Source organism: Arthrobacter sp. CAN_A214 (assembly GCF_015751955.1).
In the GTDB taxonomy this organism is placed as follows: Bacteria; Actinomycetota; Actinomycetes; order Actinomycetales; family Micrococcaceae; genus Arthrobacter_D.
Genome location: NZ_JADOUU010000001.1, coordinates 66661 through 82372 on the forward strand (window position 1 = coordinate 66661; position 15712 = coordinate 82372).

At 65.8% G+C, this 15712-nt stretch carries 9 protein-coding genes; 2 read left to right on the forward strand and 7 right to left on the reverse strand.

The window, feature by feature from the left end:
* Positions 1-181 precede the first annotated feature (181 nt).
* Entirely contained in the window at positions 182-1342 is a 1161-nt protein-coding gene (locus IWX65_RS00280; protein WP_334683556.1) for a YlbL family protein, read from the reverse strand.
* A 298-nt stretch (positions 1343-1640) separates the two neighbouring features.
* Here IWX65_RS00280 and IWX65_RS00285 point away from each other — a divergent pair, with 298 nt between their 5' ends.
* Positions 1641-3047, forward strand: coding sequence for a zinc-dependent metalloprotease (locus IWX65_RS00285; RefSeq protein WP_196880757.1), 1407 nt, complete (start codon positions 1641-1643; stop codon positions 3045-3047).
* Between the two features lie 56 nt (positions 3048-3103).
* Here the strand turns inward: IWX65_RS00285 and IWX65_RS00290 are convergent, their stop codons facing one another.
* Genes IWX65_RS00290 through nudC form a run of 3 tightly spaced genes read right to left on the reverse strand, consistent with a single transcriptional unit; the run spans position 3104 to position 6766 of the window.
* On the reverse strand, positions 3104-3703 hold the full coding sequence (locus IWX65_RS00290) for a M48 family metallopeptidase (RefSeq protein ID WP_334683557.1): 600 nt from the start codon (positions 3701-3703) through the stop codon (positions 3104-3106).
* 1 nt (position 3704) lies between these two features.
* The gene (locus IWX65_RS00295; RefSeq protein WP_196880495.1) at positions 3705-5810 is read right to left on the reverse strand and encodes an ATP-dependent DNA helicase UvrD2; all 2106 of its coding nucleotides are present in this window, start codon (positions 5808-5810) and stop codon (positions 3705-3707) included.
* A complete protein-coding gene (nudC, locus tag IWX65_RS00300) occupies positions 5810-6766 on the reverse strand; it encodes an NAD(+) diphosphatase (RefSeq protein ID WP_196880496.1) in 957 nt (318 codons plus the stop codon). The genes IWX65_RS00295 and nudC overlap by 1 nt, the downstream gene beginning before the upstream one ends.
* Positions 6767-6914: 148 nt before the next feature.
* Here nudC and IWX65_RS00305 point away from each other — a divergent pair, with 148 nt between their 5' ends.
* A complete protein-coding gene (locus IWX65_RS00305; protein ID WP_334683558.1) occupies positions 6915-8405 on the forward strand; it encodes a phosphotransferase in 1491 nt (496 codons plus the stop codon).
* On the opposite strand, the gene IWX65_RS00310 is transcribed toward IWX65_RS00305, so the two are convergent.
* The 3 genes from IWX65_RS00310 to IWX65_RS00320 are packed head-to-tail and all read right to left on the reverse strand — an operon-like array spanning position 8386 to position 15701.
* Positions 8386-11862, reverse strand: a complete 3477-nt coding sequence (locus IWX65_RS00310) for a UvrD-helicase domain-containing protein (RefSeq protein WP_196880498.1) — start codon at positions 11860-11862, stop codon at positions 8386-8388. The genes IWX65_RS00305 and IWX65_RS00310 overlap by 20 nt on opposite strands.
* The gene (locus IWX65_RS00315) at positions 11859-15179 is read right to left on the reverse strand and encodes an ATP-dependent helicase (RefSeq protein WP_196880499.1); all 3321 of its coding nucleotides are present in this window, start codon (positions 15177-15179) and stop codon (positions 11859-11861) included. The genes IWX65_RS00310 and IWX65_RS00315 overlap by 4 nt, the downstream gene beginning before the upstream one ends.
* Positions 15180-15191: 12 nt before the next feature.
* Positions 15192-15701: an MGMT family protein gene (locus IWX65_RS00320; protein ID WP_196880500.1), complete on the reverse strand. Its 510-nt coding sequence runs from the start codon at positions 15699-15701 to the stop codon at positions 15192-15194.
* Between the last annotated feature and the right edge of the window lie 11 nt (positions 15702-15712).

The following is a 15712-nucleotide window of genomic DNA, read 5'->3' on the forward strand; positions in this document are numbered from 1 at the left end:
TGCGGATCACGACGACCTTGACTGGACCACCATCAGTGAGCCCGGTAGGAGCGGACCTGAAACAGCGTGCAGCCACCGTCTTCGTGTTTTCATTCTGCCCTGTCCACGCATGGGCCGCCCAATCCAGTTCCCCGCGAATGGAAATCGCCGCCGACCTTAATCGAACCGTGTCCTTTGGTGTTCAGCTGCACGACGGCAGGGATGCCGCGTCTCCGCCGTTCCCCAGTACCTCGACCGCCTCGACGGCGTCGTCGAGCGTCTCGATACTCACCACCGCCAGTCCGTCCGGGATGTTCTCGATCACCTCGTTGCAGTTCTCCGCGGGAGCGAGGAAGACTTCTGCACCGTCCGAGCGCGCACCGACCAGCTTCTGGGCGATACCGCCGATGGGACCGACATTTCCAGCGGAGTCGATGGTCCCGGTACCGGCGAAGGAACGCCCCCCGGTGAGGCTGCCATCGGTCAGGGTGTCGACGATGCCGAGTGCGAACATCATCCCCGCGGACGGCCCCCCGACGTTATCGAGCTGGATGGTGACATTGAAGGGGAACTGGAACGTGGAGTTGAGGAGCACGCCCAGCTGGTAGTCACCTTCCTCGGACTGCTTCGGCGCCACCGTCTCCTGCGCTGGCGCTCCGTCCCGCTGCACCGTGAGCGTGACAGGATCCCCTGCGGCGTCGTTGAGCGCAGTGCGGACAGTGCCGATGTTGACCACGTCGGTGCCGTCGATGGTTTCGAGGATGTCTCCCTCCTGCAGGATGTCCGCCGAGGCCGAGTCCGGAGCCAGGCCTGCCACCGTCAGGGACTCGTCGAAACCGATGTCGAGCTGTGCGAGAGCCGCTGCGATAGCGGATTCCTGCGACGACGTCATCGCGACCGAATTCTGCTCGCGGAGCTCGGACTGCGTGGTGCCCGGCGGGTAGACGACTTCCTCCGGAAGGACATCGCGGTCCGGGTCGACCCAACCGCCCAACGCATCGAAAATGCTCACCTGCCCATTCGGTCCGCCCTGGACGAAGACCGTTGTCAGGCTCAACTCGCCCTCCGCCGGATAGCTCTGCGCGCCGGACACTTCAATCAGGGGCTGGTCATCGACCTCACCGATCGTGTTGAACGTGGGGCCCGGTGATTCGACGACGTAGGGCGCGGGAACCAGGAGGGCGATGCCACCGAGCACCACTGCCAGCGCTCCGGACACCACCATCGCCGAAAAACGGGGGTCCCTCGGCCGCCCCCCGGCGGCGTCGGGCATGTTGAACTGCGGTGGGTGTGTCAATGGTGGTTCTTCCTTCTCCTCGGACCGGCCCTGAACAGCAGTAACCGCCGACACGACATGCTTCAACTATGAGCCTTCCATTATCAGCCTAAGCGTTGCTTCCAGCGCATGCGCACTGCTGCCGCTGTCCCTGCCCGCGGTCGGCCGCCTTTCTCGGGCGGAGCTCTTTGCCGACAGCGAACGGGTACCCCCTTTCCGGGACAACGCCACGGAACGCCCGGTACCGTGGGGCGAACAACCGCGCCGGCTGATTCTTCGCCGGGTTGCGCGGGCAACACACGCTATCCCAGGACCGGTGGTATCAGTGACCAACCCTTCCAATCCCTCCAGCGACGACGACGCGCCAAAGGACCCGCTCTCCGAGATGATCGCGCGAATGATGGGTGGGGACGCACAGGGCTTCGACCCGCAGGAGATTGCGCGGGCCGCGGGCCTCCCCTCCGACCCGCAGGCGATGATGATGATGATGCAGCAGGTCCAGGCGATGTTCTCCACGCCCAGCGAGGGGCCGGTCAACTGGCAGCTCGCCCACGACCACGCCCGGCGCGTTGCTGCGACCGACGGCGACCCAACGGTCTCGACCGCGCAGCGCCGCGGCGTCGACGAGGCGCTGAGACTGGCCGAGATGTGGCTGGATCCGGTCACGGATTTTCCTAGTACCGGACAGCTCGGCCGCGCGTGGTCCCGCGCTGAATGGGTTGAGGCGACCATGGGCACTTGGCGCCGCCTCACGGAACCGGTGGCGACGAGCATCGCGAAAGCACTGTCGGAGACCATCAGCGAACAGCTTCCCGAGGAAATGAAGTCGATGATGGGCATGATGGGCGGACCCTCCTCCATGCTGCAGAACATCGGTGGCGCCATGTTCGGGATGCAACTGGGCCAGGCGGTGGGCGCCCTGTCCAAGGACGTCGTAGGATCCACCGACATCGGTGTCCCGCTGTCCGACGAACACATGGCGTTGCTGCCCTCGAACGTTGCGGCTTTCGGCAAGGGCCTCGATGTCCCCGAACAGGAGGTCCTGCTGTTCCTGGCCGTCCGCGAGGCAGCGCACGCGCGTCTTTTCACGCAGGTGCCCTGGCTGTCCGGACATCTCCTGGGGGCGATCGAGCGCTACGCGCGCGGCATCCACATCGATATGTCCAAGATCGAGGAGGCCGCCCGGGACATCGATCCGACGAACCCGGAGAGCATGCAGTCCGCTCTGTCCCAGGGCGTCTTCATGCCGGAACGCACGCCGGAGCAGGACGCGGCGCTCGAGCGCCTCGAAACCGTGCTGGCCCTCGTCGAGGGGTGGGTCGATGAGCTGACGGCTGCGGCCACGGCCAACCTGCCGTCGTCGTCCGCCCTGCGCGAGATGGTGAGGCGACGCCGGGCGACAGGCGGACCTGCTGAACACGCTTTCGCATCCCTTGTGGGACTCGAGCTCCGGCCGCGCCGGCTCCGTGACGCTGCCTCGCTATGGTCGCGCTTGTTCGAAGAACGGGGCATCCAGGGCCGTGACGCGATCTGGGAGCACCCTGATCTCCTGCCGACTGCCGAAGATCTCGATGACCCCGCGGGCTTTTCCCAGCGGCGCAGACTGGTCGAGTCATCGGAGGCTGACGTCGATGCCGCGCTCGAGAGGCTGCTTTCGGGCGGCTTCGATGCGCCGGCGGCAGGTGCACCCGGCACTCCGGCGTCCGGGTCAATCGGAGATGCTGACAGTGATGAAGGCGACGACGACGGCGCGGCAGGCAGCGGCGACGGCAAGCCGGAGAATCCCTCCTAGCGGATCCGGGGAAGCCGACGGCGGCTTCCCCGGCCAGGAGTTACTTGACCGAGGGGTCATTCTCCGTCGAGTCCGCGTCCTAGCGCGAATGACACCCCGGAGAGGAACGCCTTCGCGGTCTCAGTGCGTGGGTAGGCCGTGAGAAGGTTCCAGAACCGAGCGTTGTGGGACGGTTCAATCAGATGGGCCATCTCGTGGAGAATTACGTAATCCACCACCCAGACCGGCATGCCCTGCAGTTTCGTGGACAGCCGGATCGATTTCCGGGCAGGGGTTGCCGACGCCCATCGTGAATTCTGGTTTGTTACCCAGCCAATCGTGTCAGGTATCCCCCTGCCTCCGAGGAACTTCCCGGCGAGGTCCCGTGCCCGAGCGAGGAGCTCCTCGGGCGGAGCATCGGAGCCGGGTGAAGGCCGGGGCGGGTACTTCTCCCCCATGCGCCGCACCATCCGCGCGACCCACTCGTCCTCCTGGAGCCGCGAAAAATGGGCGGGGATCGACACGATGATGCTCCCGTCCCGAAGGTCGGCGCTGACGGTGCGCTTCCGCCGGGTTGAACGGCGGACGACGACGGCGCGCCCTGCCGCTGCAGAATGCATCCCCGGACCCGTTCCTTCGGTGACGGCAACCAGGTCCTGTGTTCCGTCGATCGTCATGTCAACTGTCCCCGATGATACTGAGGACCGACTCGCCGTACCTTTCGAGCTTGGCGGAGCCGACCCCGGCAAGGTCTCCCAGTTCGTCGAGAGTTTGGGGCCGGGCCTCAGCGATAGCGATGAGGGTTGCGTCAGTGAACACGACGAAGGCCGGGACGTCCTTCTCCCTTGCCTCTTCAAGGCGCCAGCTGCGCAGTGCCTCGAACGTGTGTTCCTCGTACGTTGCCGGACACTCTCCGCACCGGCCCATCTTCCGCTCCGAGCCGGTACTGAGTGGACGGCGGCACACCCGGCATAGCGCAGGCGCCGCGGCTTTCCTCGGTTGCCGTACCTTGGGCTGGCGGAAAGCCTGGGCACCGGATCCCGCAGGACGAAGGACGTCCAGGAAACGTGAGGGCTTCCTGCTGGCGCGTCCCCCAGGGGAACGGGAGGTCGACCACGACAGGAAGAGGTGGGCACGCGCTCTTGTGATCCCGACGTACAGCAGCCGGCGTTCTTCGTCGATGCCCTCCTGCGTATCGGCAAAGGAAATGGGCATGAGTCCTTCGCTGAGGCCCACAAGGAACACGGCGTCCCACTCAAGGCCCTTCGCGGAGTGGAGCGAGGCAAGGGTGACGCCCTGGACCGTGGGTGCATGCTGGGCCGCTGCCCGTTCTTCGAGCTCGGCGACGAAACTTTGGAGGGTGAAACCGTCGGCTCCCCGCGCAGCGCTGATCTCGTCAGCGAGGCCCACAAGGGCTGCGAGGGACTCCCACTTCTCGCGGACGGCTCCGGAGTTCTGCGGCGCGGTGGAGGTGTAGCCGAGGGACGCGAGGACGTCCCTCACCTGCTGGGGAACGTCGTCGTCGCCCTGGGCCCTGGCGGCGGCACGCAGCTGGAGCAGGGCGTCACGGACCTCACGTCGGGCGAAGAAGCGCTCACCTCCCCGCAGTTGGTACCCGATGCCGGCACTGGCCAGCGCCTGCTCATAAGCCTCGGACTGACCGTTGGTCCTGTACAGGATGGCAATCTCGCTGGCCGGCACCCCGGATTCCCGGAGCTGACCGATCCGGCGGGCCACCTCGGCGGCCTCCGCTTCGTCGTCGCTGCACTCGGTGAACACGGGCTCCGGCCCGGCAGCCCGCTGAGCGATCAGTTCCAGCGGCTTGGACCAGAACGTGTCGACGGCCCGCTTGTCCGCTTCCGAGTTACGGGCGGCGAGCAAAGCATTGGCGATCCGCACCACCTGCGGCGTGGAACGGTAATCGCGGACCAGCTTCACGACCTGGGCGCCCTCGTACCGTTTGGTGAACTCAAGGAGGTGGCGCGAGGTTGCCCCTGTGAAGGAATAGATGGTCTGGCTGGCGTCACCGACCACGCACAGTTCACGGCGCTCGCCCAGCCACAGGTCAAGCAGTCTCTGCTGCAACGGGGAAACGTCCTGGTACTCGTCCACGACGAAGTGCCTGTACTGGCTCCGCACGGTGGCGGCAACCTTCTCGTCCTCCTGGAGGATGCCCACGGTCGTGAGCAGCACGTCCTCGAAATCAATCAGGTTGCGGTCGATTTTCAGGTCCTCATAGGCAGTGAAGATCCGGGCCACAGTAGTCAGGTCCATCCCGGCGGGCCCGGCCCGGCCGGCTGCTGCCGCAGTGTAGTTTTCCGGCGTCAGCATCGACACCTTCGCCCACTCGATCTCTGCTGCGACATCACGGATCGCTGCCCGGTCCGTCGATAGCCTGAGGCGCCTCGCGGACTCCGCGATGAGTTGCGCCTTGTGGTCCACGAGCGCCGGCATCGGACCGCCGACGGCGGAGGGCCAGAAATACTGGAGTTGCCGCAGCGCGGCGGCGTGGAAGGTCCGGGCCTGCACTCCTCCGGCGCCGAGGTCGCGGAGGCGTGTCCGCATTTCCGCCGCAGCCCGCGCGGTGAAGGTTACAGCAAGCACCTGCTGGGGTTTGTACACACCGGTGTGCACGCCGTAGGCGATGCGGTGCGTGATGGCCCGCGTCTTTCCGGTTCCGGCCCCGGCCAGCACGCACAATGGTCCGGAGAGCGAGCTCGCGACGCTCCGCTGCTCGTTGTCCAGGCCGTCGAGAATTCGTTCTTCGAAAGGCTGTTCGGACACTACGGGCGTACCTCGGCGGGTTCCTCGTCGAGGGGCCCCCCGTACCAGCGTTCGATCAGCGCTCGCGCTATGGACACGCTCCCTGCAATGGTGATGTCACCGTCACGCACTGCCTCGAAAAGTTCGCGGCGGGTGAACCACCGAACAGTCTTGATTTCGACGCCATCGGGCACCAATTCGGTTCCCGACGCCACCGCCGTGAAACCGAGCATGATGGAGGCGGGGAAGGGCCAGGGCTGCGAACCGAGGTACTGGGGTGAGTGGACTTCGATACCCGACTCTTCGGCAATCTCCCGCACCACTGCAGCTTCGAGTGATTCTCCGGGCTCGACGAAACCGGCGAGGGTCGAGAATCGGTTTTCCGGCCAGGTGACTGCTGATCCGAGCAGCAGCCTGTCATCCTCATCCACCACGGAGACGATGATTGCCGGGTCGGTGCGCGGAAAGTGCTGGGAGCCGTCCCGCGGGCATCGCCGCACCCATCCGCCGTCGACCGGAATGGTGGGGCTTCCGCAGCGCGGGCAGTGGGTGTGGGTAGCGTGCCAGTTGGCAACTGCGGCACCAGCGACGAAAAGGCCTGCGTCGCGGGGGTCGAGCGAGGCCGCGACCTCGCGCAGGCCGACCCATTCTCCTTCTGCAGCAAGATCGAAGTCGGGTTCGTCAAGGACGACGAGGACTACCTGCTTTCCTGCATCGACGGCCCCCGGGAGTACCCGCCCGAGGTAGACGGGATGGGCCGGTTGCGGGATATCGCCCGCCGGGAAAAGCTTCAGCCTGGTGCCCGTGACGGGAGCTAGCCCCCCGGCCAGCATCAGGACCAACGTTTCCGGGGACGCCCACAGCGTGTCGAACAGGTCGGGAGCTAGCCGGAAGACTCCGTCCCGGTCGGTCTCGGACCGCGACAGCGGTAACGACCCCAGCGGTGGGAGAACCAGGGTTCGGAGGGGTTCAGTCATAACTCAAAGGTACTTTCTCGCACCCCCAAAAGACATTTCGAACGAGCCTCCGTGGAGGAAGAGTGCTACCCATCTCACGACTCGCCGCATACCGATTACTCCTGAACCTCCGCAAGCCCCTACCGTTGAACTTGTGAAACGGACCCCCATGGAACTCGCTGCAATCGCCAGCGCCGCTGTGCCGGGGCTTGCCCCGACAGGAGTAGCGGGCGCTCCGGACGACATCGCGGACTTCGACTCGGCGCTCCTGGTCGACGACTCCGGGAAGCAATGGCGCGTCCGTTCACCCAAACACGTGGAAGCAAGCATGAGGCTGGAAACCGAGCTGAAGGCACTTCGGGCGTTCACTCCTGCAGTCAAGGCGGAACTGCCGTTCCTGATACCGCACATCGCGGGCAGCGTGCGGCAGGGAAACATCAGCACTTTCGTCTACTCACATCTCGAAGGCAACACCAGGACCTTGGATGCCCTGACGTCCGCCGGGGCTGGAATGGCAGCAGAGCTCGGGAAGACCATCGCAGCGATCCATCAGCTCCCCCACCTGCTCGTCGAAGATGCCGACCTGCCGAGCTACGGAGCCAACGAATTTCGGCAGCGCAAGCTCAATGAACTGGATCAGGCGGCCACCACGGGCCGCATTCCTGCGGTTCTGCTGCGCCGTTGGGAGCATGCCCTCGAAGATGTGGCCCTGTGGCGGTTCAGCCCGTCTGTGGTCCACGGTGACCTGCACGAGGACCACCTCCTGATCTCGGCAGGCAGGGTAGCGGCGGTTACCGGTTGGACCGACCTTCGCATCGGCGACCCGGCGGACGACTTCGCATGGCTTGCCGCCGCGACGGACCACTCCTTTGTCGACGGTGTCTATGCGGCCTATGCCTCAGCTTCCGAAGTGCCGGTCGATCCGCACATCGAACGCAGGGCGTCGCTGGCCGCGGAGTTCGCACTGGCACAGTGGCTGGTGCGCGGAATCTCGCTCGAGGACCCCTCCATGGTGTTGGAGGCTGAAGAAATGCTGGCAACCCTGCAGGCCGATGTGGAAGCCACCGAGCTGGCAGCGCCCTTTTCCGGTCGCACTGCGTCGACGAGCCTTCATTCCATCGGCTTCGAGCAGTCCGAAGCGGACGCCGCGCATGCGGACGGATCGAACGTCTCCCACGACGACCTCGACACCGGGCACGGGCACGACGACGACGACGACGACATAAGCCAGCACGGGCACGACGACGACCTCGACACCCAGCACGGGCACGACGACGACCCGGCGGCACCGGTTACGGCCGAGGGACCCCAGGACTGCTCCGAACCCGAGGACCGGGCACCGGTCACGGCCGAGGGACCCGAAGACCGCTCCGAACCCGAAGATTCGGCGGCACCGGTCACGTCCGCTGTTGAGCCCGCAGGCAGGCCTCAATATTCTCCGGCTAACGGTAGTTCCGCGTACCCTGGGAACCGGCCGGGCCAGTTCCACAACGAGGCACATTCCGAGAGCGACCCGTACGGGCGTACTCGGCTGAATCATTACGCGGGCGCGGCGCCCGCCAAGGTGACGCGGCTTTGGCCGGACAATGGTTCCGCGGTTTCGATGGATAGGAACGACGTCGAGACCTCGGCTTTGCCCATCATTTCCTCCCGCCGCTAGGCTCCTCAACCGAGGCCACGATCCTTTCCAGGTCTTCCTCGTCGGCAAGGTCGTGCGGGCGCACCAGCTTGTTGTCCGCAATGTAGAAAAAGGCAGCACGAACCTGCTCCAGCGGCACCTCGTTCAACCGTGACCACGCCAGCCTGTACAGCGCGAGCTGCACCGCCTTCGTGCCGCGCTGTGTCCCGCTCGGTGGACGCCCGGTTTTCCAGTCGATCAGGTCCCAGCCTCCGTCGGCGTCCCGGAAGACCGCGTCGATGCGGCCGCGCACCACTACCCCGCCTACCCTTGTTTCGATGGGCACCTCGATTCCGGCCGGCGTCCTGGCTGACCATTCGGAGCGCTTGAAGATCTCCGCCATGTCGGAAAGACCCAGCGCCTGATCAATGTGCTCATCCGCGGCACCAGGGTATTCGCCGAGATCGAGCATGCCGCTGGTTCCGTAGAATTCCTCGATCCAGGCATGGAAGGCCGTCCCTTTTCGCGCTGCGGAACCTGGCTTGCGCGGTACGGGCCGACGAAGTTGCGTCATTACCGCCGCCGGATCCTCGACGAGTTCCACAAGAGTCGAGGCAGAGATGTGGGCGGGCAGCTTCACCGGAAGCGGACGAAGGTCCTCGGACTGGCGGGCGAGTGCGAGATCGACCTCCCGCACCCACCGTCCTTCGGTGAGTGGAGCGTGCCCCGCGCCGGAGCCGGAATCCTCGGCGATTTTCGTGACCGCCGCCGCTGCCGATTCAAGGGCCGGCCTTCGGAGCCCGAGCGGATCGAAGGGCCAGAGCGCCCTTTGCGGCACCGCATTGGCGGGGTTGCTGGTTCCCTCGTCCTCCTCGGCGAGCCACCGGATCAGCGAAAAGCCGGGCTGGGACTCTCCTGCAAGTTCCAACAGGTCAAGGATGTAGCCGGACGGAGGGGATGCGTTGGTCCTGCCCCCGCCCCAGGCGGACGAGGTACACACCAGAACATGTTTGGCGCGGGTGAAGGCAACATAGGCGAGACGCCTCTCCTCACGTTCCGTGTGTGCCTTGGCCTCACCCGCAAAATCCTTCTCGCTCTCCAGCCATCCCTTTTGGTCCGGCTGCTCCCAGTCCCAGTGCGGAAGCTCCGCCGCGTCACCACGAAGGCCCCAGGGTATAGCGGAGTCACCTGAACTCCACCGCGAATCCGTGCCGCTGGGGAAAGCGCCTCCGTTCAGCCCCGGAACCATCACGACGTCCCATTCAAGACCCTTGGACGCGTGAACTGTCAGAAGTTGGACGGCTTCCCTGCTGGCCTCCAGCTGTGTTACGGGAAGACCGTCCTCCTCGGCGTCGGCGGCTTCGAGCCATGCCAGGAAAGCGGGAAGGTCCACGCGCTCAGCCGAGGCAGTGAAAGCGGCGACCGCTTCCGAGAATGCGTCGAGGTTCCGGCGCGCGTCGTGGATCCCCATTTCCGGCTTCGCCGCCACTTCGATGTCCAGCAGGATGGTCCGCTCCACCTCTCCGACGATGGTTCCTAGGTCATCTCCGACGAAATGCCTCAGGTTGCGGAGCTCATTTTTCAACACCCCGAGCCGCGTGCGTCCTTCGACGCCGAGTTCGCGGCCCGAGGCCGATACCCAACCCGACGGCGGGAGGTGGTCGACCGCCTCGACGAGGCTTCCGGCCTCCGCAAGGTCATACTGGACGACCGTTTCCGACCCCGTTCCAGCGACAGGCGCTTCGGTTTCCGCGCCGGCCTTCGAGCGTCCTCCTGCCTCGCGGGACCGGGCCAGCTGTCGCGACCAGTCGGCCAGACCCATGAGATCCGCCGGACCGATACGCCATCGGGCACCGGAGAGCAGCCGAAGCATGGAATCGGAACGGTCAGGGTCACCGAGGACCCGGAGCACCGCCAACATCTCGACGATCTCCGGCATCCGGAGCAACCCGCCGAGACCTACGATCTGCACAGGGATTCCCTGGCGCTCCAGCTCGCTGCGGATGGGTTCGAACTGTTTCCGGCTCCGGCAAAGAACCGCGAGCGTCGGGCGGAGCCGCGTTCCCTGTTCGTCCCGTTCGAAGGTCCGCCGCGAGTGGTGGACGATCTGCGCCGCGAGAGCTTCGGCTTCACTCGGTTCGGGAGTCCTGTCGTCCGGGCCGCCGGCGAACAGGGGCTCCTTGACCCCGCCCCGAGTGACGCGCGCGTCCGAGAGGAAGCGCCCGAGGATGACTTCCCCTACCGGAGCCCCCGGCTTCGGCTCGAGGTCCGGTACCGAAAGGGATCGGGTGGTCCGCAACCAGGGGGCGGGTACCCCGAGCGGTGAGGAAATCGTGTTCGCCGCAGCAAGGATTGCCGTCGCGTTCCGCCATGCGACCGACAGGTTGGCCACAGGAGCGGGCGCCCAGCCACCGCTTGGAACAGCGGTCGGAAAAGCTGTCCGGAAGGTACCGAGCTGACCCGCCGAGGCACCGCGGAAGCCGTAGATCGACTGGTGGGGATCTCCGACTGCCGTTACTGCCCGGCCGTCGGCGAACAGCCTGGAAAACAGGACCATCTGTGCGTGCGACGTGTCCTGGAACTCATCCAACAGGACAACTTTGTACTTCTCCCGTTCGAGTGCGACAGCTTCGGGAATTTCCTCGGCGATACGCGCCGCCAGGGCAACGAGGTCACCGAAATCGAGTTGGCGGCGCGTCAACTTCGCCTGCGCGTACTGCTCGACCAGCTCGGTGACACTCACGCGGGTACGCAGCTTGTTGAGGAGTGCCTCGACGCCCTGCGCCGGTTTGCGGGGAGTCCCGGCGATACACTCCCATCGTTGTACAGCGTCGATCTGGTGGCGCAGCGCGGCGCGCACCTGGAACGGCGCCACCAGATGCTCCGCGCATTCGCCGGCCATGTCCAGAACGCCCTTGACGAGCGTGGATTTAGCAGCGGTGAAGTGGGACCACTCACCCTGGTACGCTTCCACGACGGAGTGGGCGAGTTGCCAGGCCTGGGCGGTTCCGAGCAGAACGGAATCGCGTTCGACGCCGATCCTCAGGCCGTAGTCCTGCACGATCGAGTTGGCGAACGAGTGGTAGGTGGACACGGCCGGATCCAGGTCGCCCAGTCCGCCAGTACCTGTGCCGCCTGTTTCCTGCCCCAGTGCCCGGTGAAGTGCCACCAAACGCTGGCGGATGCGGGTTCCGAGCTCCCCCGCGGCCTTGCGCGTGAACGTGACACCCAGGATCTGCTCGGGCTGCACCAGGGAATTGGCAACGAGCCACACTACGCGGTCGGCCATGGTCTTGGTCTTGCCCGAACCTGCGCCGGCAACAACCAGTTGCGGCTGCAGCGGCGCCTCGATGACCAGCACCTGGTCATCAGTGGGGTATTGCACAGGCGAGTTCGGGTCGGAATGAAGCAACTCCGCAAGGTCGCGTGCCGAATAGCGGCGGACAGCCTGCTTCGAGTCCCGCTCAGCGGTGGTTTCTGGTGGCGGCGGAATCGTCACTGGGTCACCTGGCGGCCTTCTGCGCAGAGGGGGCACACTTCGGGAAGGCGGCAACCGCTTCCTCCGAACCCCGAGCGCCGGGGGTCGTGCACCGTTTCGAAGGACGCGGCCGACATCAGGCGCGCGGCTTCCTGGATCATAGTGCGCGCCCAATCCTCGGACGGATTTAGAGGGTGCTGCTCCTGGACGGATGCCTCCTTGTTCCTCGTTCCCAGATGAACGAGGGCCGCGCCTCCCGATTCCCGGGCCATTGCCCGGTCCGAGAGTCCTCCCTCGTTGACGGCAACCTGGTAGGAGGCGAGCTGCGGATGACCCTCGATTTCCTTCTTTGCGGGCGCGGACTTGCCCGTCTTGAGGTCGACGATGACGGGCCGTCCTTTCGCATCCTCTTCGAGCCTGTCGACCTGTCCTCGCAGGCGCGCAGTCCGCTGACGGCCTTCTTCCTCGAACGGAAGATTCAGTTCGAAGTCGACCTCGGTTGCCAGCAGCCTGCGGCCCGATTGCCGCATTGATATGACGTACGCGGCGAGTTTCCTGACCATACCCTCCGCCCTGCGGAGGTCCGCTTTCCCTTCCCAGGTGTCCTTCATGCCGAGCGTTGGCCATCGCCGTTCGAGTTCGGCTACATACTCGTTGCCGGTCGCTTCGGGCATGTCCTGTGCTATCGAGTGGACGAGGGTTCCGAGTGAGCGGGCGAAGTCGGTGGTTCTCTCACCGCCGGCCGCCGAGACGAACCAGCTCAGCGGGGACGTCAGTACTGAGTCGACTTTCGAGGGGGACACCGGAACCGGTGCGTCGGCGGGCAGAATGGGCTGCGTGGTGCTGAGGTTCAGCAGGCCCCACCACTGCGCGGGGTCAGCCCCCGGTATTTCCGGCGACCTGGCCGCCATCCGCCCCAGATGCGCCACTGCTTCGGTCGCCAAAGCCGGGTCGCCCGGGTCCTGGGCGAATTTCCTCAGTTCGGCGACGAGCGCGCGAAGCGTGAGCGGCCGCAGCACTTCCGTTCTCGGCCGTTCGGTCGTGCCCGGGGGCAATGGGTCAACGAGGTCGAGGAACTGCGACGGCTGATCGTCCTGCGAGGACACGGCACAGCAGATGAGCTCTTCGGTTGCTCGGGATATAGCCGTCGAAAACGTTCTCAGCTCATCGAACCGTATGTCCTGGAGAAGGCTGAGCGGTTGGCGATGCTGCCGGAACGATGCTCCGTGGTCAAGGAGCGCCTGGAGCTCACCCGAGCCGAGGAGTTCACCGCGCAGGCGCAGGTTCGGCCAGATGCCCTCCTGGAGTCCGGCAACGATCACGAATGGCCAGTGGCGTCCCGCGGCACTGGCCGGGGTGAGTACCGAGACCGACGCGTGCCGTCGCGCCCGTGCCGCAAGTGTATCCATGGGGAGTTCCTGGCTCAGCAGATATTCGAGGAACAGTCCCGGTGCGGCACCGGGCATCTGGTCGACGAACCGTTCAGCGGTCTGGAAGAGGGCCAGCATGGCATCGAGGTCGCGGTCGGCCCGCACCGAGCCCTGGCCTTCGCTCAGGGCCGCAGTAGACCACTTGTCGGAAAGACCGCTGGCGGACCAAAGCTCCCACAGTACGGTTTCCGGATCGGCGGAAGGTGCGGTGAGGGCGTCCTTCCCGGCCCGGATCATCCTCTCGATGCGGCGCGCAGGACCGGCCTCACTGCCGAGTCCCTCGATTGCGAGGGGCGAGGTCAGCAGGTCCACCAGCAACTCATCACTCGTGCGCCCGCCGCCGTCCTGCAACTCCCGCCTGCGAAGGACCTGGCGGAGCCGGCGGAGCTCGAGAGTTCCTGCGCCCCCGATGCGGGAGGTCAGTAGCGATACACACAGCTCAGGGTCGATACCCCGTTCTCCCACCACTACGGAGAAGATGTCCAGCAGCGGTCGGACAGCCGGTTCGTCCCGGAGGGCAGTCTCGGAGGCGGGCACATTGACCGGAATTCCCTGGGCGGCAAGGAACCGCTGAACCGTGGCGACCTGCGCCCCGTTCCGGACGATCACGGCAATGTCGTCGAAGGTCCGGCCGGCGAACAGGTGTGCCTCGAGGATGCGCTGCACGATGTAGCGCTGCTCGTGGAAGACCGAGTCGACAAGGTGGGAGGCAACGGAAGGTGTGGTGCTAACGGGAGCCGAGGGCATTGACGGTTCGCCGGTACCGGACCGGTTCTCGTGAGGTTTCACTGCAGGCGCAGCCGTTGGAGGAGCTCCGAGTGGATCCTCAGCCCGCGGGGCCACCGCTCTGTAGCCGGAGGATACTCCGGCGGTGGAGATACGGGAGACGACGTTGCGCCATGCCTCGGCCAACGGTGGCGTCAGTGTACGGGATTCAGCAAGCACGACCGAGGTGAGACCGGTCTCCGATGACAGCAGTTGTTCGAGTTGCCCGGTGAGTTCAGGCCTGGCGCCGCGAAAACCCTGGACCGCGGTATCCGGGCAGGAAGCGACGACGGCGTCCCTGCCGCCGGCGAGGAGACCGAGGAGCGCATGGATTGCCGGGTTGGCTTCCTGGTAGTCGTCCACCAGGACCAGCTTCACACGCTCACGTTCCTGCGCCAGGAATTCCTCATCCAGTTCCAGCAGGGAACGGGCTGCAGTGAGTATTCCGGCAGGGTCGAAGGCCTCGGGCATCCGGAGGTCCAGGACGTCCCGGTACTCGCCGTAGAGCGCTGCAGCGGCAACCCAGTCAGGGCGGTCGAAGCGGTAGCCCCACTGGTGAAGCTGCCCGGACGAAGCCCCGTATTCGCTGACGCGGTCGAAGAGCTGACGGATCTCCTGTCGGAATCCCCGTGTGGGAAGGGCAAGTGCGAGGTTTTGCGGCCAGTCGATAACAGGTGCGCCGTCCTCGCCATGGCCTGCAAGCAACTCCTTGATGATCAGGTCCTGCTCGGCACCCGAAAGGAGCCGCGGCGCGCGGCGGAGTTCAGGCATCCGTCCCTCCGCCTTTGCACGCCGAATCAGATCGAAGGCATAGGCGGCCCAGGTCCTTGCCGGTGCGGTGCTGAGGCTGCGGTCGAGTTTTTCCGTCAGTTCATCCCGAAGGCGCGCCGCCGCCGCCCGGGTGGGCGCGAGCAGGAGGACTTCGGAGGCCTCGATCGTGCCGGCGCGGATCCGATGGACAGCGACGTCGACCAGGAGCGTCGACTTGCCGGTACCCGGACCGCCAAGGACAAGCACGGGGCCGGACAGCGCAGCGATTTCCTCAGCAGTGGCAGGAGCAACATCCGCTCCGGCTGGCCCCCGGGTCTCCTGACCGGCGGGCGGCGGGCCCAGCGTGTCAGCGCCGTCAAGGATCGTCGTCATGAATCAAGCCCATCACTTCGCACTGACATTTCCGGTCCGATCACCGGCGGGGTTCGGGATCGGACACCCCCTCAAACTTGCACGCACACCCTCCACCGACTCGTATTGGACCTTTCCCGGCACCCATCGGGCGATGGTCAGGTCCACGCTGAACGTCCGGCCCGGCCGTTCCGGATTCCGGGACGGAGACCCGACCGGAGACCGGAGCGGCGTCCCTTCACGCAGGTAGTGTTCCAGGGCACGCTCCGCGAATCCGCGCGGAGGCAGTCCACCTGCCCGCAGGACACGCCACCAGGGAATGTCGTCGCCGCCGCGGCTCATTGCTGCTCCTACCTGGCGCGGCCCGCCTGCTTCAAGGAGCTCCGCGACATCTCCGTAGGTCACGACACAGCCTGCCGGCACCAGCTGCGCGACCTCGAGGACGGCGTCGCTGTAATCGAGGCGGCGGCACCCACAGCCGTCGCTGACGTCGCGCTGCTCGGCATCATCGCAGGAGAAAGCGCCGGCGGTTTCCCTACTCATGCACTCCAGCG

Excerpts from the sequence above, each read along its gene's own strand:
- IWX65_RS00285 (WP_196880757.1), top strand. The coding sequence starts at position 1,641 with ATGATCGCGCGAATGATGGGTGGGGACGCACAGGGCTTCGACCCGCAG.
- IWX65_RS00290 (WP_334683557.1), bottom strand. The coding sequence starts at position 3,703 with ATGACGATCGACGGAACACAGGACCTGGTTGCCGTCACCGAAGGAACG.
- IWX65_RS00305 (WP_334683558.1), top strand. The coding sequence starts at position 6,915 with ATGGAACTCGCTGCAATCGCCAGCGCCGCTGTGCCGGGGCTTGCCCCG.
- nudC (WP_196880496.1), bottom strand. The coding sequence starts at position 6,766 with ATGACTGAACCCCTCCGAACCCTGGTTCTCCCACCGCTGGGGTCGTTA.
- IWX65_RS00315 (WP_196880499.1), bottom strand. The coding sequence starts at position 15,179 with ATGACGACGATCCTTGACGGCGCTGACACGCTGGGCCCGCCGCCCGCC.
- IWX65_RS00320 (WP_196880500.1), bottom strand. The coding sequence starts at position 15,701 with ATGAGTAGGGAAACCGCCGGCGCTTTCTCCTGCGATGATGCCGAGCAG.